Source organism: Sphingomonas benefaciens (assembly GCF_052907485.1).
In genome coordinates this window covers 223,234-243,327 of the sequence record NZ_JBREIC010000001.1, presented here as the reverse complement: position 1 = coordinate 243,327, position 20,094 = coordinate 223,234, and the positions used below count along the sequence as shown (strand labels likewise).

At 69.1% G+C, this 20,094-nt stretch carries 19 protein-coding genes and 1 tRNA gene; 13 read left to right on the top strand and 7 right to left on the bottom strand.

From position 1 onward, the window contains the following. Positions 1-17 precede the first annotated feature (17 nt). Positions 18-341 carry a PilZ domain-containing protein gene (locus tag ACU5AX_RS01095; RefSeq protein ID WP_446689314.1) on the bottom strand — a complete coding sequence of 108 codons (324 nt, stop codon included), beginning with the start codon at positions 339-341 and terminating at the stop codon, positions 18-20. Next, positions 338-802 (bottom strand): RNA polymerase-binding protein DksA, encoded by a 465-nt coding sequence (gene dksA, locus ACU5AX_RS01090; RefSeq protein ID WP_198353124.1) that lies wholly within the window; start codon positions 800-802, stop codon positions 338-340. Before dksA ends, ACU5AX_RS01095 begins: the two co-directional genes overlap by 4 nt. 395 nt (positions 803-1,197) lie before the next feature. Here dksA and ACU5AX_RS01085 point away from each other — a divergent pair, with 395 nt between their 5' ends. Next, positions 1,198-2,193 (top strand): hypothetical protein, encoded by a 996-nt coding sequence (locus ACU5AX_RS01085; RefSeq protein ID WP_446689313.1) that lies wholly within the window; start codon positions 1,198-1,200, stop codon positions 2,191-2,193. 77 nt (positions 2,194-2,270) lie between these two features. Here ACU5AX_RS01085 and ACU5AX_RS01080 read toward each other — a convergent pair whose 3' ends face one another. Beyond that, the gene (locus ACU5AX_RS01080; protein WP_446689312.1) at positions 2,271-2,780 is read right to left on the bottom strand and encodes a host attachment family protein; all 510 of its coding nucleotides are present in this window, start codon (positions 2,778-2,780) and stop codon (positions 2,271-2,273) included. Between the two features lie 100 nt (positions 2,781-2,880). Here ACU5AX_RS01080 and serS point away from each other — a divergent pair, with 100 nt between their 5' ends. The 5 genes from serS to ACU5AX_RS01055 all read left to right on the top strand — a co-directional run bounded on the left by serS (position 2,881) and on the right by ACU5AX_RS01055 (position 8,468). Further along, on the top strand, positions 2,881-4,161 hold the full coding sequence (gene serS, locus ACU5AX_RS01075) for a serine--tRNA ligase (protein ID WP_446689311.1): 1,281 nt from the start codon (positions 2,881-2,883) through the stop codon (positions 4,159-4,161). A 1-nt stretch (position 4,162) separates the two neighbouring features. Further along, positions 4,163-5,272: a peptidoglycan DD-metalloendopeptidase family protein gene (locus tag ACU5AX_RS01070; protein ID WP_446689310.1), complete on the top strand. Its 1,110-nt coding sequence runs from the start codon at positions 4,163-4,165 to the stop codon at positions 5,270-5,272. Between the two features lie 65 nt (positions 5,273-5,337). Beyond that, positions 5,338-6,564, top strand: coding sequence for a tyrosine--tRNA ligase (gene tyrS, locus ACU5AX_RS01065; RefSeq protein ID WP_446689309.1), 1,227 nt, complete (start codon positions 5,338-5,340; stop codon positions 6,562-6,564). 85 nt (positions 6,565-6,649) lie between these two features. Beyond that, a complete protein-coding gene (locus ACU5AX_RS01060; protein WP_446689308.1) occupies positions 6,650-6,976 on the top strand; it encodes a PilZ domain-containing protein in 327 nt (108 codons plus the stop codon). A 358-nt stretch (positions 6,977-7,334) separates the two neighbouring features. Continuing rightward, positions 7,335-8,468 (top strand): hypothetical protein, encoded by a 1,134-nt coding sequence (locus ACU5AX_RS01055; protein WP_446689307.1) that lies wholly within the window; start codon positions 7,335-7,337, stop codon positions 8,466-8,468. Positions 8,469-8,492: 24 nt separating this feature from the next. Here the strand turns inward: ACU5AX_RS01055 and recG are convergent, their stop codons facing one another. Continuing rightward, on the bottom strand, positions 8,493-10,544 hold the full coding sequence (gene recG, locus ACU5AX_RS01050; RefSeq protein WP_446689306.1) for an ATP-dependent DNA helicase RecG: 2,052 nt from the start codon (positions 10,542-10,544) through the stop codon (positions 8,493-8,495). 75 nt (positions 10,545-10,619) lie between these two features. On the opposite strand from recG, the gene ACU5AX_RS01045 reads away from it, so the two are divergent. Further along, positions 10,620-10,886: an FAD assembly factor SdhE gene (locus ACU5AX_RS01045; RefSeq protein WP_446690435.1), complete on the top strand. Its 267-nt coding sequence runs from the start codon at positions 10,620-10,622 to the stop codon at positions 10,884-10,886. Positions 10,887-11,010: 124 nt separating this feature from the next. Next, positions 11,011-14,490 (top strand): transcription-repair coupling factor, encoded by a 3,480-nt coding sequence (mfd, locus tag ACU5AX_RS01040; RefSeq protein ID WP_446690434.1) that lies wholly within the window; start codon positions 11,011-11,013, stop codon positions 14,488-14,490. Between the two features lie 18 nt (positions 14,491-14,508). Here the strand turns inward: mfd and ACU5AX_RS01035 are convergent, their stop codons facing one another. Both ACU5AX_RS01035 and ACU5AX_RS01030 read right to left on the bottom strand, forming a co-directional pair. Next, positions 14,509-14,916 (bottom strand): YybH family protein, encoded by a 408-nt coding sequence (locus ACU5AX_RS01035; RefSeq protein ID WP_198353131.1) that lies wholly within the window; start codon positions 14,914-14,916, stop codon positions 14,509-14,511. After that, complete coding sequence (locus tag ACU5AX_RS01030) at positions 14,913-16,568, bottom strand: GGDEF domain-containing phosphodiesterase (RefSeq protein WP_446689305.1); 1,656 nt, start codon at positions 16,566-16,568, stop codon at positions 14,913-14,915. Before ACU5AX_RS01030 ends, ACU5AX_RS01035 begins: the two co-directional genes overlap by 4 nt. Positions 16,569-16,704: 136 nt before the next feature. Between ACU5AX_RS01030 and moaA the strand changes: the two genes are divergently transcribed. From moaA to ACU5AX_RS01010, 4 genes are all read left to right on the top strand, one after another. Then, positions 16,705-17,733 carry a GTP 3',8-cyclase MoaA gene (moaA, locus tag ACU5AX_RS01025; RefSeq protein WP_446689304.1) on the top strand — a complete coding sequence of 343 codons (1,029 nt, stop codon included), beginning with the start codon at positions 16,705-16,707 and terminating at the stop codon, positions 17,731-17,733. Then, complete coding sequence (locus ACU5AX_RS01020; RefSeq protein ID WP_198353134.1) at positions 17,730-18,509, top strand: NAD kinase; 780 nt, start codon at positions 17,730-17,732, stop codon at positions 18,507-18,509. Before moaA ends, ACU5AX_RS01020 begins: the two co-directional genes overlap by 4 nt. Before the next feature lie 131 nt (positions 18,510-18,640). Then, a tRNA-Asn gene (locus ACU5AX_RS01015) sits at positions 18,641-18,715 on the top strand. Between the two features lie 353 nt (positions 18,716-19,068). After that, positions 19,069-19,290: a hypothetical protein gene (locus tag ACU5AX_RS01010; RefSeq protein WP_446689303.1), complete on the top strand. Its 222-nt coding sequence runs from the start codon at positions 19,069-19,071 to the stop codon at positions 19,288-19,290. Positions 19,291-19,309: 19 nt separating this feature from the next. On the opposite strand, the gene ACU5AX_RS01005 is transcribed toward ACU5AX_RS01010, so the two are convergent. After that, positions 19,310-19,435: a hypothetical protein gene (locus tag ACU5AX_RS01005; protein WP_269769647.1), complete on the bottom strand. Its 126-nt coding sequence runs from the start codon at positions 19,433-19,435 to the stop codon at positions 19,310-19,312. Positions 19,436-19,563: 128 nt separating this feature from the next. On the opposite strand from ACU5AX_RS01005, the gene ACU5AX_RS01000 reads away from it, so the two are divergent. Further along, positions 19,564-19,980, top strand: coding sequence for a secondary thiamine-phosphate synthase enzyme YjbQ (locus tag ACU5AX_RS01000; RefSeq protein WP_446689302.1), 417 nt, complete (start codon positions 19,564-19,566; stop codon positions 19,978-19,980). Positions 19,981-20,094: the final 114 nt, after the last annotated feature.

Genomic DNA, 20,094 nt, shown 5'->3' with positions numbered 1-20,094 from the left:
TTTCACCGTCCGATCGGTCAGCCGCTAGCTTGAGACGGATCGATCGGTTCCGCGAATGCCACGCCGATCCGCTGTTCCGCGCACCAGGCGACGGTACCCGCCACCTCGCCGACCGCGGGCAGCGACAGAGTGAGCGTCGTGCCGATCTCCATGACCCGGGGGCACAGGATCATCGCGCCATCGGCCGATAGATTGCGGACCAAAACGTCATGGGGATGAGAGTCGCCTTCGAACCGCACCGCAGCAGACAACGCAACCGGCTCGCGCGGAAGGCCCCGACGATTCGCGAGATCGGCGGCCGAGGGCGCGTGATCGCCGATCGGGGGCAATTCGCCGCTCAATCTTCGCGTGACACTTTCTCGCTGCGCTCGTGACGCTCCTGCGCCTCCAGCGTCATCGTTGCGATCGGACGGGCTTCCAGCCGGCCGAGGCTGATCGGCTCACCGGTCACCTCGCAATAGCCGTATTCGCCTTCCTCGATCCGGCGCAACGCCGCATCGATCTTCGCGATCAGCTTGCGCTGGCGGTCGCGGGTGCGCAGCTCGATCGACCAGTCCGTCTCGCTCGACGCACGATCGGTCAGATCAGGCTCGCGCAGCGAGTCGATCTGCAGTTGATTGAGCGTGCCGGCCGCGTCCTGCAGGATCGCTTCCTTCCAGCGGATCAGCTTGGCGCGAAAATAGGCCTGCTGACGCAGACTCATGAACGGCTCATCGGCGCTTGGCCGATAGCCGTCCTCGGCATCGTTTGCCGGCAATGGGTTGGCCGTATCGTCGTGTACGCGATGCAATTGCGCTACCATACCACTCTCCCTCCGGCCCCGAGTGCCCAGGGACCGCCCCCAATGGTGATCGCGCCTATAATCATGCCGGGCCTCGGCCACAAGCGAGCAGAGTTGCCGATTGCTGCCATTTCGCGACATTTAATTGCAAATCGTGCTGATTGGCGCGGCGCAAGGCGATTACGCTCCGCGCTTCCGGCCGTCGCGACGTCAATCCGCCGACGCCGACGATGTCTCGCCTTGGCACATTAACGCGTTAACCCGCTGGCGGGCCTGCGCGAATCCCGTCTCGACACGCACTAAGGTGGTTAACGAACTTGCACTTAAACCTTTGATTTGCACTTGCTGCTGCATGGGCGAGCGATCGTCACGACGGGACGGACGGTGCTCCAGCGCCGGCAGCGAAAGAGAATGACATGTCCGTGCGAATGGCCTTGGCAAAATTATGCGCCTGCGCATGCGGCGGGGCGCTGATCGGTGGCGGCGCGGTGCATGTCGCGGAACGTCCGAGCAAACTGACCTACGTCAAACATCCGGTCGCCAAGCGCGTGGTGCGGCGCCAAGTCGCGATGCACCGCGGCGCTGTCCGTCGCCGCATCGTCACCACCACAACGGCGAGCTGCGCCCCTGCTGTGGTCACCGTCGCCAGCCAGGCGGCGCCGGTGCCGCTGCCCCTGCCGCGCGGTGAGGGCTTCGTCAGCGGCGGCGGTGGCGGCGTCCCCGTGGTGGTCGGCGGCAGCGGCGGCTGGGGCGGCGGTGGGGGCGGCTTCTTCGGCGGCGGCTTCTTCGGCGGGGGCAGCTCGTCGGGATCGAGCGGCAGCGTCGTCATCTCCTCGACCTCCAGCGGCGGTTCGACCTCCAGCAGCAGTTCGAGCAGCTCGTCATCGTCGGGCAACGTGTCGAGTTCGTCCTCGGGGAACGTGTCCAGCTCGACGTCGAGCTCCAGTTCGACTGGCGGTGCCAATGTCGATATCGGCATCGACAACAGCAACAACAATTCGAACACCAGCACCAACAACAATAACAACAGCAATCAGAACACGAGCACCAACAACAATCAGAACACCAGCACCAACAACAATCAGAACACCAACACCAATAACAACGAGCAAAGCCAGAATCAGGGACAGAACCAGAACCAGAACCAGGGCCAGAACCAGGGCCAGGGTCAGGGCCAGGGTCAGGGTCAGAACAATTACGGTTCGAGTTCGAAGGGCTGGAGCACCAGCGGCGGCTGGTCGTCGAACGGCGGCTGGACGTCGAGCGGCCACCACGGCCCGCCGCCGGGCCCGCCGGGCTCGTCGGGCGGCCCGCCCGCCCCGGTGCCGGCGCCGCCGATGGTGCTGTTGTTCGGTGCCGCCGCCGCGGCCCTGGTCGCGCGCCGCAAGCTGGCCAAGCCCGCCGCTGCCTGAGCGGAATCGTTTCGAGGGGGCGAAGGGGTCGCGGACGATAGTCCGGCGGCCCCTTCGTTTATCCTAATGACGCCGTGTCAGGCGTTATGCAGCGCCTGTTCGATGTCCGCGACCGTATGGCCGGTCAGATCCTTGGCCAGCTCGCCGGCGAGGCGGTTGCTGACCTCCTTATGGTAATGCTTACGCAGCTCGCCCAGCGTCTTGGGCGGCGCGACGATGATCAGAGTCTCAAAGGCGTTCGACAGCGCCCGCTTCTTCAGCATCTCGGCCGTCTCGGCGGCGAAGCGATCCTCCTCCTGCTGGTGGAAGTCGGTCTCGCCCATCGACCCGCGCGACGGGGCAAACTGCGCACCGCCGCCGCTGGCGTGGTTCGATCCGCCCTGCGCCACCGCCGGCGCGTCGGCGCCGCTCTGCGTCGAACTGGCACCGCCGGCCGCGTCGGTCTTCTGGTCGCGATCCGCCGGATTGGCATGTTCCTCGGCATGTTCGACCTGGAGGTTGGGATAATCGCTGTCGCCTTCGTTGCGGAAGAACAGCGCCTTGCGCCCGTCCGCGACCAGCACGAAGGCGTTGTGCGGGACCTGCATCTCTCATCTCCTGATCGTTGAACCGACAGGGTAACGCCGGTGACCGGGCACGGTTGCCGGCTTGCGCGGCAAAGGAGGCGCGGCCATAGCCGTCGCCATCATGCACGACATCCGCGCCATTCGCGAAGCCCCCGCCGCCTTCGATGCCGATCTCGCCCGCCGCGGCGCCGCCCCGCAGGCCGACCAACTCGTCGCGCTCGACGACGCGCGCCGTGCCGCGATCGCCGCGGCGCAGGACGCGCAGACCCGCCGCAACGAACTGTCGAAGGGCATCGGCCAAGCCAAGGCACAGAAGGACGAGGCCAGGGCGCAGGCGCTGATGGCCGAGGTCGCCGCGCTCAAGGACGCCCTGCCCGGTTTGGAGGTGCGCGAGGCGGACGCCGCGGCAGCTCTCGACACCGCGCTCGCCGCCCTGCCCAACCGCCCGGCCGCCGACGTGCCCGCCGGCGCCGACGAGCATGACAATGTGCTGGTGCACAGCCGCGGCACGCCGCGCGACTTCCCCTTCCCGGCACGCGAGCATGATGCGATCGGCCCGGCGATCGGCCTCGACTTCGAAACGGGGGTGGCGATCGCCGGCGCGCGCTTCACGTTGGTCCGCGGCGACGCGGCGCGGCTGCAGCGGGCGCTCGGCCAGTTCATGCTCGACCGGCTGAGCCGCGACCATGGCTATGAGGAGGTGGCGCCGCCGCTGCTCGTCCGCGACGAGGCGGTGTTCGGCACCGGTCAGCTCCCCAAATTCGCCGAGGATTTGTTCCGCACCACCGATGGCCGCTGGCTGATCCCCACCGCCGAGGTGTCGCTGACCAACATCGTCCGCGAGGCGATCCTGAGCGAGGCGGAGCTGCCGCTGCGCTTCGCCGCGCTGACCCCCTGTTTCCGATCCGAGGCAGGTGCCGCCGGGCGCGACACCCGCGGCTACATCCGGCAGCATCAGTTCGACAAGGTCGAGATGGTGTCGATCGTCACCCCCGAGGCGTCGGACGACGAGCACGAGCGGATGACCGCCTGTGCCGAGGGCGTGCTCGACGCGCTCGAACTGCCCTATCGGCGCATGCTGCTGTGCGCCGGCGACATGGGCTTTTCCGCGGCGCGCACCTACGACCTCGACGTCTGGCTGCCCGGCCAGGCGCGCTATCGCGAGATTTCGAGCTGTTCGACCTGCACCGACTTCCAGGCGCGGCGGATGAACGCACGCTACCGGGCGGAGGGCGAGAAGGCGAACCGGTTCGTCCATACGCTCAACGGCTCCGGCCTCGCCGTCGGGCGGACTTTGGTCGCGGTGATCGAAAATTACCAGCAGGAGGACGGGTCGGTCGCGGTACCGACCGTGCTCCAGCCCTATCTGGGCGGCCGCAACCGTCTCGAGCCGCGGCGCTGACATGATGCGGCGGTCGGGCGTCGCCGGTCTGGCCTCGCTGACGCTGGCGCTCGCCGGCTGCATTCCGAGCGTCGACGCACCACCGTCCGGTCCCTACCAGCCGGCACCGCCACCTGCCTATCCGGCCGACGACCGCCCTCCTCCCGTCGAGCGCGACAACGACCTGCCGTCGCGTCAGTCCGACCAGCCGGTCAGCATGCCCCGTACCGCCCGCCCGGCGTGGGAGGCGCGGCCGGTGACGCCGGACGCCAAGGTCATCGCGGACCAGCGCTACACCGTCGCCCCCGGCGACTCGCTGCGCCGCATCGCCGAGCGCACCGGTGCGGGTGCGGCGGCGATCGCGCGCGCGAATGGCCTCGCCCCGCCCTTTCCGGTGCGTGCCGGCGAGCAGCTGGTCATCCCCGGCGGCCGCTACCACCTCGTCCGCCAGGGCGAGACCGGCATCGCCATCGCCCGCGCCTATGGCGTCGAATGGTCGCGGATCGTCGCCGCCAATGCGCTGCAGGAACCCTATATCCTCGCCGCCGGCCAGCGCATCCTGATCCCCGGCGACCCCGGCCGTGCGCCTTCCACCGCCGAGCGCGCCGCCGCCTTCAAGCTCGACATCGACGACATCCTGACCGGTGGCGAGCCCGCCCCCGCCCCGCGCCAGGCCGCCGCCAAGCCGGTGGCGACGCCGCGGCGCGTCCTGCCGCCGTCCGCCGTCGTCGCCGCCCCGGCGCAGCTTGCGCGCGGCGGCTTCCTCTGGCCGGTCGACGGCGCCGTCGTCACCCGCTTCGGTCCGGGCCGCAGCGGCGAGCGCAATGACGGCATCAAGATCGCCGTGCCGATCGGCACGCCGGTGCGTGCCGCCGCCGATGGCGTCGTCGCTTATGCCGGCGACGGCATCGCCGCGCTCGGCGGGCTGATCATCGTCAAGCACGGCGATGGCTGGACCAGCGTTTACGGCCATGCCAGCAAGCTGCTCGTCCAGCGCGGCCAGAGCGTCAAGCGCGGCCAGACCATCGCGCTGTCGGGCGACACCGGCTATGCCGAGCGGCCGGAGCTGCATTTCGAGCTGCGCAAGGGGCGCACTCCGGTCGATCCGCAAAGCCAGCTGCCGCGGCGCTAGCCGCCGCCGTGCGCGATCGTCGCGACAGGTGACGGGGCCGCACCGGCTGTGTAACGGCTGCGCGCATGACCTACGCTTCCGACCTGCTCAACACGCTCTCGACGCGCGGCTACATCCACCAGCTGACCGACGCCGATGCGCTCGACGCGCTCGCCGCCAAGGGGGTCGTGCCGGGCTATATCGGCTTCGACCCGACCGCGCCGTCGCTGCACGTCGGCAGCCTGGTCCAGATCATGTTGCTGCGCCGGCTGCAGCAGACCGGGCACAAGCCGATCGTGCTGATGGGCGGCGGCACCGGCAAGATCGGCGATCCGAGCTTCAAGGACGAGGCGCGCAAGCTGCTCGGCGAGGACGGCATCAAGGCCAACGTCGCCTCGATCAAGCGCATCTTCGAGCGCTTCCTGACCTTCGGTGACGGGCCGACCGACGCGGTGATGCTCGACAATGCCGAATGGCTCGACCGGCTGGAATATATCCCCTTCCTGCGCGAGGTCGGCCAGCATTTCAGCGTCAACCGCATGCTCAGCTTCGATTCGGTCAAGCTGCGCCTCGACCGGGAGCAATCGCTCAGCTTCCTCGAATTCAACTACATGATCCTGCAGGCCTATGACTTCCGCGAGCTGGCGCATCGCCACGGTTGCCGGTTGCAGATGGGCGGCAGCGACCAATGGGGCAATATCGTCAACGGTATCGAGCTCGCCCGGCGGATGGACGGGATCGAGGTGTTCGGCGTCACCACGCCGCTGATCACCACCGCCGACGGCGGCAAAATGGGCAAGACGATGGCCGGCGCGGTCTGGCTGCACGAGGACCAGCTCTCGCATTTCGATTACTGGCAGTTCTGGCGCAACACCGACGATCGCGACGTCGGCCGTTTCCTGCGGCTGTTCACCGACCTGCCCCTCGAGGAGATCGCGCTGCTCGAGGCCTTGCCGGGCGCCGAGATCAACGAGGCGAAGAAGGTGCTCGCCAACGAGGCGACCGCCATGTGCCGCGGTCGCGCCGCCGCGGAGGAGGCGGCGGAGACCGCGCGCCGCACCTTCGAGGAAGGCACGAGCGGCGGGGCCCTGCCGACCGTTACCGTCGCCGGCGGGTCGATCGGCGTCGTCGACGCGCTGATCGCGCTTGGCTTCGCCAAGTCGAAGGGCGAGGCGCGACGGCTGATTGCCGGCGGCGGCGCCCGACTCGGCACCGACAAGATCACTGACGAGGCGCAGGTGATCACCGTCGGGCCCGAGCCGGTCCGCCTGTCGGCCGGCAAGAAGAACCACGGGCTGCTGATCGCCGGCTGATGCGACGAACCGAGTGCTGCGGTAAGTCTCTGTAAAGGGTGCGTCTTTAGTAAACGTCCACAACGGTCTGAATGGGCAGATCGTGATGAGGCGCCAGCATGTGCTCGGAGCGTTGAACCAGACGTACGACGGGCGGGCCGAACCCCGCGACGAGGTCCATTTCCGGGGCCGCGTGCTGCTCGCCGATCGCCGTACGGTCACGGTGCTCGTCGTCAATCTGTCGCCGGGCGGCCTGATGATCCGCAGCGATGCGCCGGTCAGCGTCGGCGAATGGATTCGCGTGCAGCTGCCGCTGGTCGGCGAGATGCCCGTCGCGGTGCGCTGGGCTCTGGGCGGGCGGATCGGCTGCCAGTTCGAACGCCCGATCGCCGCCGGCCAATATCACGCCGTGCTGGCTGCGATGCAGCCCTGACGCGCGGCGAGGTGGGTGGTCGGACGGGCGCCCCCATGCGACGGCGCGCCGGAAAGTCTCAAAAGTCGCACCTGTGACACCTCACCGCAACGGGCCGAGCAGCCTGATCCCGAAACAGCGATGAGAAAGAGCCAGGCTACCGACTAACATGGTCGGCGCCTGTAGGACAGGTTTCCAGTCACGTTTACCCTCCGGCCGCAGCAACTACTTGCGCCTATACTCTCACCCCAACTCTAAACATCACCGCGCAACATCATGAATTCGCCATGACATCTTCGTCATGGGGCCGATCCGTCATAAAGTGTTCAGCCGAGCCATGCCCAATCTGCCCGCCCGATACGGGTGAGGAGCGGTTAGCGTGAAGATTGTGAAGTTCGCGGCACTGGGTCTGGCCGCCGGCCTGCTCGCTGCCCCGCCGGCGTCGGCGCAACTGTCGATCGACATCAGCGTCGGCACGCCGCCGCCGCCGCTGCCCGTCTACGTCCAGCCGCCTTTGCCCGGTGCCGACTTCATCTGGACGCCCGGCTATTGGGCCTGGGACGATATCGAGGATGCCTATTATTGGGTGCCCGGCACCTGGGTACGTGCGCCCCGGCCGGGCCTGTTGTGGACGCCGCCGTGGTGGGGATGGAGCGGCGGCGCCTATATCTTCCATGGCGGCTATTGGGGCCCGCACGTCGGCTTCTACGGCGGCGTGCCCTATGGCTTCGGCTATACCGGCTTCGGCTATCAGGGCGGCTATTGGAACCGCGGCCACGTCTTCTACAATCGCGTCGTCAACAACGTGACCAACGTCCACATCACCAACGTCTATCAGCAGGACGTGGTGATCAACCGGATCACCCGAGTCAGCTACAACGGCGGCCCCGGCGGCGTGCAGGCCCGCCCGGGCCGGCAGGACTGGATCGCCGCGCACGAGGCCCATGTCGCCGCGACGCCCAACCAGTTCGCCCATTTCGCCGCCGCACGCAGCGATCCGCGGCTGTTCGCGCGCGCCAATCACGGTCAGCCGCCGGTGGTCGCGACCGCGCGCCCGCTGGCGTTCGACCGCGGACCAGCCCCGCACGGTTGGCAATCGCACGGCGAAGCAGCGGGCGGCGGCGACCGATCCTTTGCCGCCGCGCGGCCGCAGGGGTTTGCGGCCGCTTCGCCGATGCCGGCCGTCCATGGCGGGGCACGGATCGACGGATCGGCCGATGCGGCGCCGATGCCGGTCGTGCATCGTGGCAGCGCGGCGCCAGGGCAGCGCGACGGGGGGATGGCCGCGCCCGCGTCGCCGCCGGCCTGGCATGGCGCGCCACCGCCGGCCCATGGCGGCGGCTGGGACCAGCGTCCGCCGGCGCCCCGGCCGGATGCGATGGCGATGGGCGGGCACGCCTGGGGCGGCCCTTCGCACGGGCCGGCACCGCGCGTCGCCTTCCATGCGCCGCCGCACGCCCCACATGCGCCGCATGGCGGTGGCGGTGGCGGTCATCACGGGCACCATGGCTGAGCGGCGGCGCGGTGCCCGCCCGCGTCAGCCGGACCGGAGCAGCGCCACGCCCGCATCGCGATCGAACAGGTAGAGGGCGATCCGGGCGGCCTCGCCGCGCGCGCCCTCCAGCCCGCCGTCGCGGTCGATCAGCAGGCGCGCGTCGTCCTGCGCGCATTGCATCAGGTCGGTCAGCATCTCCGGCGTGGCGAGGCGGAAGGCCATTTCGCCGGACTGGCGCGTCCCGAGCAATTCACCGCTGCCGCGCAGGCGCAAATCCTCCTCGGCGATGCGGAAGCCGTCGTTGGTGTCGCGCATCAGCGCCAGCCGTGCCCGCGACGTCTCGCTGAGCGTCGACCCGCGCAACAACAGGCACCGCGACAGCCCCCCGCCCCGCCCGACCCGACCGCGCAGCTGGTGGAGCTGGGCGAGACCGAAGCGATCGGCATGTTCGATCACGATCAGCGTCGCATTGGGCACGTCGACGCCGACCTCGATTACCGTGGTCGCGACCAGCACGGACAGGCGGTTGCCGGCGAACGCCTCCATCACCGCGTCCTTTTCCGGCCCCTTCATGCGGCCGTGGACGACGCCGACGCGCTCACCGAAGCGCAGCCGCAGCTGTTCGGCGCGCATCTCCGCGGCGGCGAGGTCGCTCTTCTCGCTTTCCTCGACCAGCGGGCAAACCCAATAGGCTTGCCCCCCATCCGCGATATGGCGACCGAGCGCCTCGACCACTTCGTCGAGCCGGTCCTCGCTGACCACGCGCGTCTCGATCGGCTGGCGGCCGGGCGGCATCTCGTCGAGACGGCTGACGTCCATTTCGCCATATTGCGCCAGCGTCAAAGTTCGGGGGATCGGCGTCGCGGTCATCGCCAGCAGGTGCGGCGGCGTGCGCCCCTTGGCCTGCAGCATCATCCGCTCGGCGACGCCGAAGCGGTGCTGCTCATCGACGACGACGAGCGCGAGATCCTTGTAGGCGACCGCTTCTTGGAAGATGGCGTGCGTGCCGACGAGGATGTCGATCTCGCCGCTCGCCAGACCCATCAACGTCGCCTCGCGCGCGCGCCCCTTGTCGCGGCCGGTCAGCACGGCGACGTTGAGCGGCAGGCCGGCGAGCGTCTTGCGAAGCGTCTCATAATGCTGGCGGGCGAGGATCTCGGTCGGCGCGAGCATGGCGCCCTGCGCGCCCGCCTCCACCGCGATTAGCAGCGCCATCGCCGCGACCAACGTCTTGCCGGCGCCGACGTCACCCTGCAACAGGCGCAGCATCGGCGCGGTCTGGGCGAGGTCGCCCTCGATCTCCGCGATCGTGCGGCTTTGCGCACCCGTCAGCGTGTAGGGCAGCTTGAGCAGGTCGCGCAGCCGCCCGTCGCCGTGCAGCGCGCGGCCGCGGCGCTTGCGGGTGTCGGCGCGGACCAGCGTCATCGCCAGCTGATTGGCGAAGATCTCGTCATAGGCGAGCCGCTCGCGCGCGACCTTGTCGGCAGGGTCGTCGTGGATCGCGGTCAAAGCGTCGCGCCACTCTGGCCAGCCGCGCTTCCCTTTCAGGCCGGGTTCGATCCATTCGGCCAGCTCCGGCGCGCGCTCGACCGCCTGCTGCGCCAGCGCGGCGAGGCGACGCGAGGTCAGCCCTTCGGACAGCGGATAGATCGGCTCGCGGGCGCGAAACGGCTCGTCGGCTTCGGCCAGGTCGGGGTGGATGATCTGGAGGGTCTGGCCATATTGCTCCAGCTTGCCCGACACGCGGCGCGGCTCGCCCAGCGGCAGCAGCTTCTTCACCCAGCCGGACGAGCCGCCGAAATAAACGAGGCTGACATAATTGCCGCGGGCATCGACCGCCTGCACCCGCGTCGGCCCGCGGCCGCTGCTGGTCCGATAATCGACCGGGGTAAGCTGGATCGCAATGATGCGGCCGGCGTCGGCCTCGTCGAGTTCGTCGCGCGCCACCCGGTCGATCCAGCCGCTCGGCAGATGGAAGGCGACGTCGACGACGCGCGCGAGGCCGAGCCGTTCGAGCGGCTTGGCGAGCGCGGGGCCGACACCCTTCAGCGCGGTGACTTCGGCGAACAGCGGATTGAGGATGAGCGGGCGCATGACTACATGACCGCTATAGCCGACCCGACGTGTGCCGCCAGCACCCGCCGGGCGTTACGCCATTGGGAATGCTGCATGGATCACGCCACCCGCCTCAAACGCCTGAAGTTCCGCGCCTGGCACCGCGGCACCAAGGAGGCGGATCTGATGATCGGCGGCTTCTTCGACGCGCACGGGCCGCGCCTTTCGCCGGCGGAGCTCGACTGGTTCGAGGCGCTGCTCGAGGAGCAGGACGTCGACATCATGGGCTGGGCGATCGGATCGCTGCCCTGCCCCGACCGTTGGCAGGGGCCGATGATGGATCGCATGCGCGCGATCACCTACGTGCCGGTGGCGCGTTGACGCACCACTGATTTCCGTCGTCACCCCGGACTCGTTCCGGGGTCCACCGATCCGCTAGCGCCGCAGCGCTGGGCTTACGCGGCACCGTGGATGCCGGAACAAGTCCGGCATGACGAAAGATACGATGCCCGACCTTCAGACGATCCTTACCGCCAAGACCATCCTGACCCTGTCGGGCGTGCCGCATGGCTTCCAGCCCACGGTGCTCGCCGATCTGGCGCGCGCCGCAGCGGCGAAGGGCAGGCGCGTCGTGTTCGTCGCGTCCGACGAGGCGCAGATGCGGGCGATCGCCAGCACCGCCGCCTTCTTCGCGCCCGAGCTCGAAGTGCTGGGCCTGCCAGCATGGGACTGCCTACCCTATGATCGCGCCTCGCCGACGCTGCGCATCATGGCGGAGCGGGTCGCGGCGCTGCATCGGCTGCAGCGGCAGGTGAAGACGCCACAGCTGCTGCTGACCACCGCCAATGCCGCGACGCAGCGGGTGCTGACGCCGTTCCGCATCCGGCAGCTGGTGGCGCGGCTGGCGCCCGGCGAGCGGATCGACCGCGACAAGCTCGCGCAGTTGCTTCAGGCGAACGGCTATGTCCGTACCGACACGGTGCACGACCACGGCGAATATGCGGTGCGCGGCGGCATCGTCGACCTCTATCCGAGCGGCGAGGAACAGGCACTGCGCCTGGACTTCTTCGGCGACGAGATCGAGACGGTGCGGACGTTCAGCCCGGAGGACCAGCGGACCACCGGGCGGATCGACGGCTTCGTGCTGCTGCCCGCATCCGAGGCGCTGCTCGACGAGGATTCGATCAAGCGCTTCCGCAGCCGCTATCGCGACAAGTTCGGCGCCACCGCGACGGGGGACCCGCTGTATCAGGCGGTCAGCGACGGGCGACGGCTGGCGGGCATGGAACATTGGCTGCCGCTGTTCGAGGACAAATTGGCGACCCTGTTCGACCATCTCGGGCCCGACGACGTGATCGTGCGCGACGCGGGTGTGGCGGGCGCGGTCGAGGGCCGGCTGGAGGCGATCGCCGATTATTACGAGAACCGGCAGCGGGCGGAGGGCGCGCAGCCGGGCAGCTACCGGCCGCTCGGCTCGACCGCGCTCTACCTCGGCGAACGCGAATGGCGCGAGACGGTCGAGGCGCGGCACATGCACGTGACGACGCCGTTCCACGAGCCGGAGAGCAGAACGGTGCTCGACTTCGGCGTCGACGGCGCGCGCGACTTCGCGCCCGAACGCTCGGGCGGCGCCAACGTCTACGAGGCGGTCGTCCAGCACATCGGCCGCCTGCGCAAGGAGGGCAAGAAGCCGATCCTCGCCAGCTATTCGGTCGGCGCGCGCGAGCGGCTGGGCAATCTGCTCAAGGATCATGGCCTGACCGGCGCCAGGGCGGCGGAAACCTGGCAGCAGGCGCTGGGCGTCGCCGATACCGGCAAGAGCGCCGGCGTGGCGCTGGTCGTGCTGCCGCTCGACCACGGCTTCACCGCGCCCGACGTCGCGGTGCTGACCGAACAGGACATGCTCGGCGACCGGCTGATCCGGCGGGCGAAGCGCAAGAAGTCGGCGGACGCCTTCCTCGCCGAGCTGGCAACGCTGACGCCGGGCGACCTCGTCGTCCACAGCGACCACGGCATCGGCAAATATCTCGGCCTGACCTCGATCCCGGTCGGCCAGAGCCCGCACGATTGCGTCGCGGTCGAATATGCCGGCGGCGACAAATTGTTCGTGCCGGTCGAAAACCTCGAAGTGCTGTCGCGCTACGGCAGCAGCGAGGAGGCGACCGCGCTCGATCGGCTGGGCGGCGAGGCGTGGCAGCGGCGCAAGTCGCGGATGAAGGAGCGGATCCGCGAGATCGCCGGCGAGCTGATCCGCACCGCCGCCGAACGCGCGCTGCGCCCGGGCGAGATCGCCGAGCCAGACCCCAGCGGCTATCCGAGCTTCGTCGACCGCTTCCCCTATGAGGAGACGGACGACCAGGACCGCGCGATCGACGACGTGCTCGGCGATCTGGCGGCGGGCAAGCCGATGGACCGGCTGATCGTCGGCGACGTCGGCTTCGGCAAGACCGAGGTCGCGCTACGCGCGGCCTTCGTCGCGGCGATGGCCGGCATGCAGGTCGCGGTGGTCTGCCCGACGACCCTGCTCGCGCGTCAGCATTTCAACAATTTCTGCGCGCGGTTCGAGGGCTTTCCGATCGAGATCGGCCGCCTGTCGCGACTGGTCACGGCGAGCGAGGTGAAGGCGACCAAGGAGGGCCTTGCCAACGGATCGATCGACGTGGTGATCGGCACGCACGCGCTGCTCGCCAAGACCGTCGAGTTCAAGCGGCTCGGGCTGGTCGTCGTCGACGAGGAGCAGCGCTTCGGCGTCACCCACAAGGAACGGCTGAAGGCGATGCGCGCCGACGTGCACATGCTGACGCTGACCGCGACGCCGATCCCGCGCACGCTGCAGATGGCGATGTCCGGCTTGCGCGAACTGTCGGTGATCCAGACGCCGCCGGTCGATCGCCTCGCGGTGCGCACCTATGTCATGCCGTGGGACCCGGTGGTGCTGCGCGAGGCATTGCTGCGCGAACATTATCGCGGCGGACAGAGCTTCCTGGTCACGCCGCGCATCGCCGACCTGCCCGATCTCGAGGAATTCCTGCGCAACGAGGTGCCGGAGATCCGCTACGTCATCGCCCACGGCCAGATGAGCGCGACCGAGGTCGAGGAGCGGATGAGCGCCTTCTACGACAAGAAGTTCGAGGTGCTGATCTCCACCACGATCATCGAGAGCGGCATCGACATCGCCTCCGCCAACACGATGATCGTCAACCGCGCCGATCGCTTCGGCCTCGCCCAGCTCTATCAGTTGCGCGGGCGCGTCGGCCGGTCAAAGACGCGCGCCTATGCCTATCTGGTCACCCCGCCCGAACGGCAGATGACCGACACGGCGGAGAAACGGCTGAAGGTGCTGAGCGACCTCGACTCGCTCGGCGCGGGGTTCCAGCTCGCCAGCCACGACCTCGACATCCGCGGCGCGGGCAATCTGCTCGGCGACGAACAGTCCGGTCATATCAAGGAGGTCGGCTACGAACTCTACCAGTCGATGCTGGAAGAAGCGATCATGGACGCCAAGGCCGGCGGCCTCGCCAGCGATCGCCCGCGTGACTTCTCGCCCCAGATCACCGTCGATGCGCCGATCCTGATCCCGGACGATTACGTGCCCGACCTCGACCTGCGCATGGGCCTGTACCGGCGCCTCAACGAGCTGGACGAGAGCCGCGAGATCGAGGCGTTCGCGGCGGAGATGATCGACCGGTTCGGCCCCCTGCCCGACGCGACCGACAATCTGATCCGGGTCATCGAGATCAAGCTCAATGCCAAGAAGGCGTGCATCGCCAAGATGGACGTCGGCCCGCGCGGGGTGCTGGTCGCCTTCCACAACGACACGCCGCCGAACGTCCGCGGCCTGCTCGCCTATGTCGAGCGGCTCAACGGCGTCGCCAAGCTCAGGCCGGACAGCAAATTGGTGCTGCAGCGGGCCTGGCCGGACGCCAAGGCGCGGCTGCACGGCGCGCTGCAATTGTCGAAGGGGCTGGCGAAGGCGGCGGGCTGAGCCGGCCGCCGGCCAGGCTCAGCTGCTGTGGTCGGCGATGATCTTCCAACCGCCCGCCTGCCGCTCGAAGACCAGCGAGGTCATGCCGCTGTCGGTGCGGCCGCCGGGGTAGGTCAGCGTCCACCGCGCCCAGAGCATCTGGTGGGTCGGGTCGATCGGCCGGCTGCCGAGCATGCGGAACGACAGCGCACCGCGCTTGCGCGGGTCCTTGCCGTAGCCGGCATCGTAGCGCGCCGCGATCGCCCGCTTGCCGCGCACCAGCCCCGTCTTGGTGACGAACACCGCATCCTCCGCGTAGACGGCAAGAAACCGCGGGATGTCGCCGCGTGTCCAGGCCGTGGCGCTATCCTGCATCGCGCGTTCGATGCCGGCGCGGGGATCGGTCGCCGGGGCGGCGGTGGCGGCAGCGAGCAGCAGCGCGATCATCGAGGCGTCTCCAGCAATCGGATCAGCGCCGCCTCGTCGAGCGGCGGCGCGAGCAGGAAGCCCTGAACATAGGCACAGCCCTCCGCGGCGAGCAAGGCGCGCTGCGCCTCCGTCTCCACGCCCTCGGCGATCACGGGCAGGTCGAGCGACCGCGCCAGCGCCATTACCGCGCGCACCACGCCGCGATCATCGCTCGGCTGCCCCGCACCGCCTACCGCCAACGCCTTGTCGAGCTTGAGATAATCGAGCGGCAGAGCAGCGAGGTAAGCCAGGCTGGAATAGCCGGTGCCGAAATCGTCGAGCGCGACGCGGGTGCCGGCGGCACGGATCGCACGCAGCACGCCGGCGGCCGCGTCCAGATCGCGAACCGCGCCCGTTTCGGTGATCTCGACGGTCAATCGGTCAGGCGCGACCCCGGTGGCAGCGGCCTGGGCGAGGAAGGATGCGGCGAACCCCGGCCGGGCAAGGTCGGCGGCGGTCAGATTGAGCGAGACGCGCAACGCCGCCAGCGTCCCGGTCCAGCCGGCGATCCGCCGTAGCACCAGACCCTGGATGTGATCGGACAGCGCGAGGCCGAGATCGGCGCGCTCCGCCGCGGCGAACAGCGCATCCGCGCCGAGCGAGCCGAGCCGGCCGTGCCGCCAACGGGCCAGCGCCTCCACCCCGATGATCGGGCCGCCGTCGATCGGTGCCTGCGGCTGGAACAAGATGTCGATCTCGCCGCGCTCGATCGCATGGTGCAGGTCGACGGCCAGCGCATCGAGCGGCATCGCCCCTTGCGGGCCGGCGATCCGTACCATGCCGCTGTCGCCGCTCTTGGCGGCCGCCAGCGCCTCGCCGGCACGATGCAGCAGACGCGGGGCGTCGTCTCCCGCCCCGCTCTCCGCCATGCCCCAGCGGCTGCCGAGCACCGCTTCGCCCCCGCCGACGGCGAACGGCCGGGCCAGCGCCGCGTCGAGGCGCGCCGCCAGCACATCGAGCGTCGCCGGATTCGCCGCCGCCGCGACGACCAACTCGCTACCGCTCGGCGCGACGACGAGCCCGGACGTGTCGAGCAGATCGGCGACGATGGCTTGCACCTGCGCACGCGCCGCCGCGATCAGGGAGTCGCCGGCAGCCCGTCCCCGCGCCGCGTTCAGGATGTCGAGCCGCGACAGTGCGATCCTGAGCACGCCGACATGGCGGCCGGCGACGAGATGGGCGTCGATCCAGTGTTCGGCCTCGGCCAAGCGTGCTTCGGGCTGACGCCGGTCGCCATCGTCGCGCCCGCCCGCACGGCGGACGTGGCGTTGCGCGAATCGCAGCGTCTGGCGCAGACTTTCGCCGTCACTCGGCGGCGCCAGAAAATGCGTGGCGCCGGCAGCGAAATGCGCGTCGAGCGCGTCGGCATCAGGCCGGTCGAGCAGCACCACCAATGCGCCGCCGGTCGCGGCTATATAGCCGCCCAACGCCTTGCTCGCGGCGAGGCCGGCATCTGCCCCGCCACGCCCGTCGACCAGGACGACCCGCACGCGTTCGGCCAGCGCCGCCTGGACGTCGGCCGCCGCCGGAGCCGCTACCAACCAACCGTCCTCCGCCGCCACCGCGGCGAGGGCGTCGTGATCCCGCGGCGACACGATCATCAACGTGAGGTGCTTTGCTTCTGCTGCCATTATCCCGTGCCTAGCGGCAGTTCCGGGCCGGTGAAAGCGGCTGGCGCGACGGCCGATACGCCCGCCATATCGCCACAGAAGTTTACGGGGACGGAACGGACTTGTCCGCGGCGGGTTGACCGCTTAGCTCGCTGACATGACCACCGCTTCTCCTTCTCCCGACCGGCGGCTGGTCGATGCGCACGGGCGGGCGATCCGCTACCTGCGCATTTCCGTGACCGACCGCTGCGACCTGCGCTGCCGCTATTGCATGGCCGAGCAGATGACGTTCCTGCCGCGTTCAAAGCTGCTGAGCCTCGACGAGATCGCGATCATTGCCGAACGCTTCATCGCGCGCGGGGTGACCAAGATCCGCCTGTCGGGCGGCGAGCCCCTGGTGCGCCGCGACGTCGGCGATCTGGTGCGGCGGCTCGGACGCCATGTCGGCGCCACCGGCCCGGACGGCGGGCTCGACGAACTGACCATGACGACCAATGCGACGCGGCTCGCCGACCATGCCGAGACGCTGGTCGCCGCGGGTATCCGGCGGATCAACGTCAGCCTCGACAGTCTCGATCCGGCCACCTTCCGCTACATCACCCGTCATGGCGACGTCGCTCAGGTGCTGGAGGGCATCGCCGCCGCCAAGTCGGCCGGGCTGGCGGTCAAGATCAACATGGTCGCGCTGGCCGGCCTCAACGAGGGCGAGATCGGCCCGATGCTCGCCTGGTGCGTCGAGCAGGGCCACGATCTCTCGCTGATCGAAACGATGCCGCTTGGCGCGATCGACGAGGATCGCACCGACCGATTCGTGCCGCTGACCCGCGTGCTCGAGCGGTTGCAGGGCGAGTTCCCGCTGGTCCGCGACAGCCATCGCACCGGCGGACCGGCGCGCTATTGGCGGGTCAAGGGCAGCCCGACGCGGCTGGGACTCATCTCCCCGCTCACCGCCAATTTCTGCGACGGCTGCAATCGCGTGCGGCTGACCACCGAGGGGACATTGTACATGTGCCTCGGCCATGAGGATCGCGTCGATCTGAAGGCGGCGCTGCGCGAGGGCGGCATCGCCGCCCTCGACACGGCGATCGACGACGCGCTGCTGCGCAAGCCGGCGCGGCACGACTTCCGCATCGACCGGGGCGCCGCGCCCGCGACCAGCCGGCATATGAGCGTCACCGGCGGATGAACGTATTCGAACGGCGTGCGCTCGTCGCTTCGCCCACGCCACCCGCCCAGGCCGCGGCGCGCGAGCTGGCCGACGCGTTCGACTGGGTCGACCCGGCCGAGGCGGATGTGATCATCGCGCTGGGCGGCGACGGCTTCCTGTTGCAGGCGCTGCACAGCCAGCTCGACCAGCGTCGCCCGGCGGTGCCGGTGTTCGGCATGAACCTCGGGACGGTCGGCTTCCTGATGAACGAGTGGCGGCAATTCGATCTGGAGGAGCGGCTGTCCCGCGCGCGCCCGTTCAAGGTGACGCCGCTGACCGCGACGGTGACCACCAACGACGGCCGCATCCATCAGGCCCCGGCGATCAACGAAGTGTCGCTGCTGCGCGAGACGCGGCAGACCGCGAAGCTCGAGGTGACGGTCAACGACCGCGTGGTGCTGCCCGAACTGGCCTGCGACGGCATTCTGGTGGCGACGCCGGCCGGATCGACGGCGTACAATCTGTCCGCGCAGGGGCCGATCCTGCCGCTGGGCTCCAACCTGCTCGCGCTGACCCCGATCAGTCCGTTCCGCCCGCGCCGCTGGCGCGGTGCGATCCTGCCCGACAAGGCGCGGATCACCCTGCGCATCCTCGACGCGGGCAAGCGGCCGGTGTCCGCCGTCGCCGACCAGCGCGAGTTCCGCGACGTCGCCGAAGTTTCGGTCTGCATCGACCGCGCGCGCGAACTGACCCTGCTGTTTGATCCCGAACACGCGCTCGACGACCGGATCACGATGGAGCAATTCATCGCCTGAACCCGGCCGGTGACGTCGACGTGCACCCTGGGCGCGCTGCGTCATGACGATCTCGTGAAATTCGCCGCGAAACGGGGTTGCGCTGCCGAAAATGCCGGCTATAGACCCCCTCCACACAGCGACGGTAACGGTCCCTGATAGCTCAGCGGTAGAGCTCTCGACTGTTAATCGAGCGGCCGTTGGTTCGAATCCAACTCAGGGAGCCATCGCTGCGCCACCGGGCGCAGCAGACCTACCTGTCGCTGTGTCTTCCCCCCTTTTCACCAAGAGTGTTGCCAAGCCGGCAGCGAATCGACATCATCCGCGCCAGAGGCACATAACGTGCCCGCTGGAGAGGCTTGATGATCATTCTGGAAGTGCTGATCGGCGCCATGGCCGCCGCTGTACTCGCCGCCCCCGTGTTGATGGCGGTCACGGGCAAGAGCCGCGACACCGCCGACGAGACGCTGCCGGGCTGAAACGATACGGCCGGGGCTGCGGCCACGATCCAGATTAACGCATCTGCCACACCATGGGCCTATGGCTGGCGGTTCCGACCGCTTTGCCTTGGGAACACCCCGTGGACCGTATCGATTCCCGCCCCGCTCCGCTTCCCCATGCCGCGCAACTGATCGCGTCGATCCACCAGCCGGTTCGCGCCAGCCTCGACGAGTGCCTGGCGCGCTGGCAGCGGCTGGACGAGGCCGCCCGCTGCCACGCCTATCTGGTGCTGGAGGGGCCGGAGCCGAATGCCCGCAGAACGCTCAATGCCGCGCAGATCGCGGCGCTCGTCGCGCACTGATAAAACAACGAACACAGCGCTAGCGCCCGAGCGAATACCAGACCAGCACCGCCACCGCGATTACGACCAGCGCTATGAGGAACAGCACCATGCGCGGCACCGCCTGGCGTTGCGGGCCGCGGTGAAGAGGATTCTGGTCGGCCATGATGTTCGCGTCCCGTCTGGTTGAGGGCCTTGCCAACGTCCGACGTGCCCGCCCGCTCCGCCCGGGTGGAACTGCGCGCCGCCGTCGCGGGTAGGATCGGCCGGATAGCATGCGGGAACGATTCGACGATGCGACAGGCGAGCACAATCATCCAGATCGAGACGCGGCGCCCCGGCCTTGTCGAATTCACCGAGCGCGTCACCGGCTGGGTCGCCGCGCAGGAAATGGCCGAGGGACTGCTCACCGTCTTCTGCCGGCATACCTCGGCGTCTCTGGTCATTCAGGAGAATGCCGCGCCTGCCGTCCGCCGCGACATGGAAGCCTATTTCGACCGGATCGCGCCGCAGGGGCCGCTGTACGAGCATGACGACGAGGGGCCGGACGACATGCCGGCGCACCTCAAGACGGCGCTGACCGGCGTGCAGCTGTCGATACCGCTGATCGACGGCGCGCTGGCGCTCGGCACGTGGCAGGGTATCTATCTGTTCGAGCACCGTAGCCGCCCGCATCGGCGCAGCGTCGCCCTGCATCTGATCGGCGCATGAACCGGAAGATGAAATCGGGTTCACCCGTGCTCGGGGGGAGCCAAGTCGTTCATCGCTCGTTCCGGTGGAAGACGCTAGATGCGGGGAGTTCGCCGCATCCGCGCGCGAAGGAGT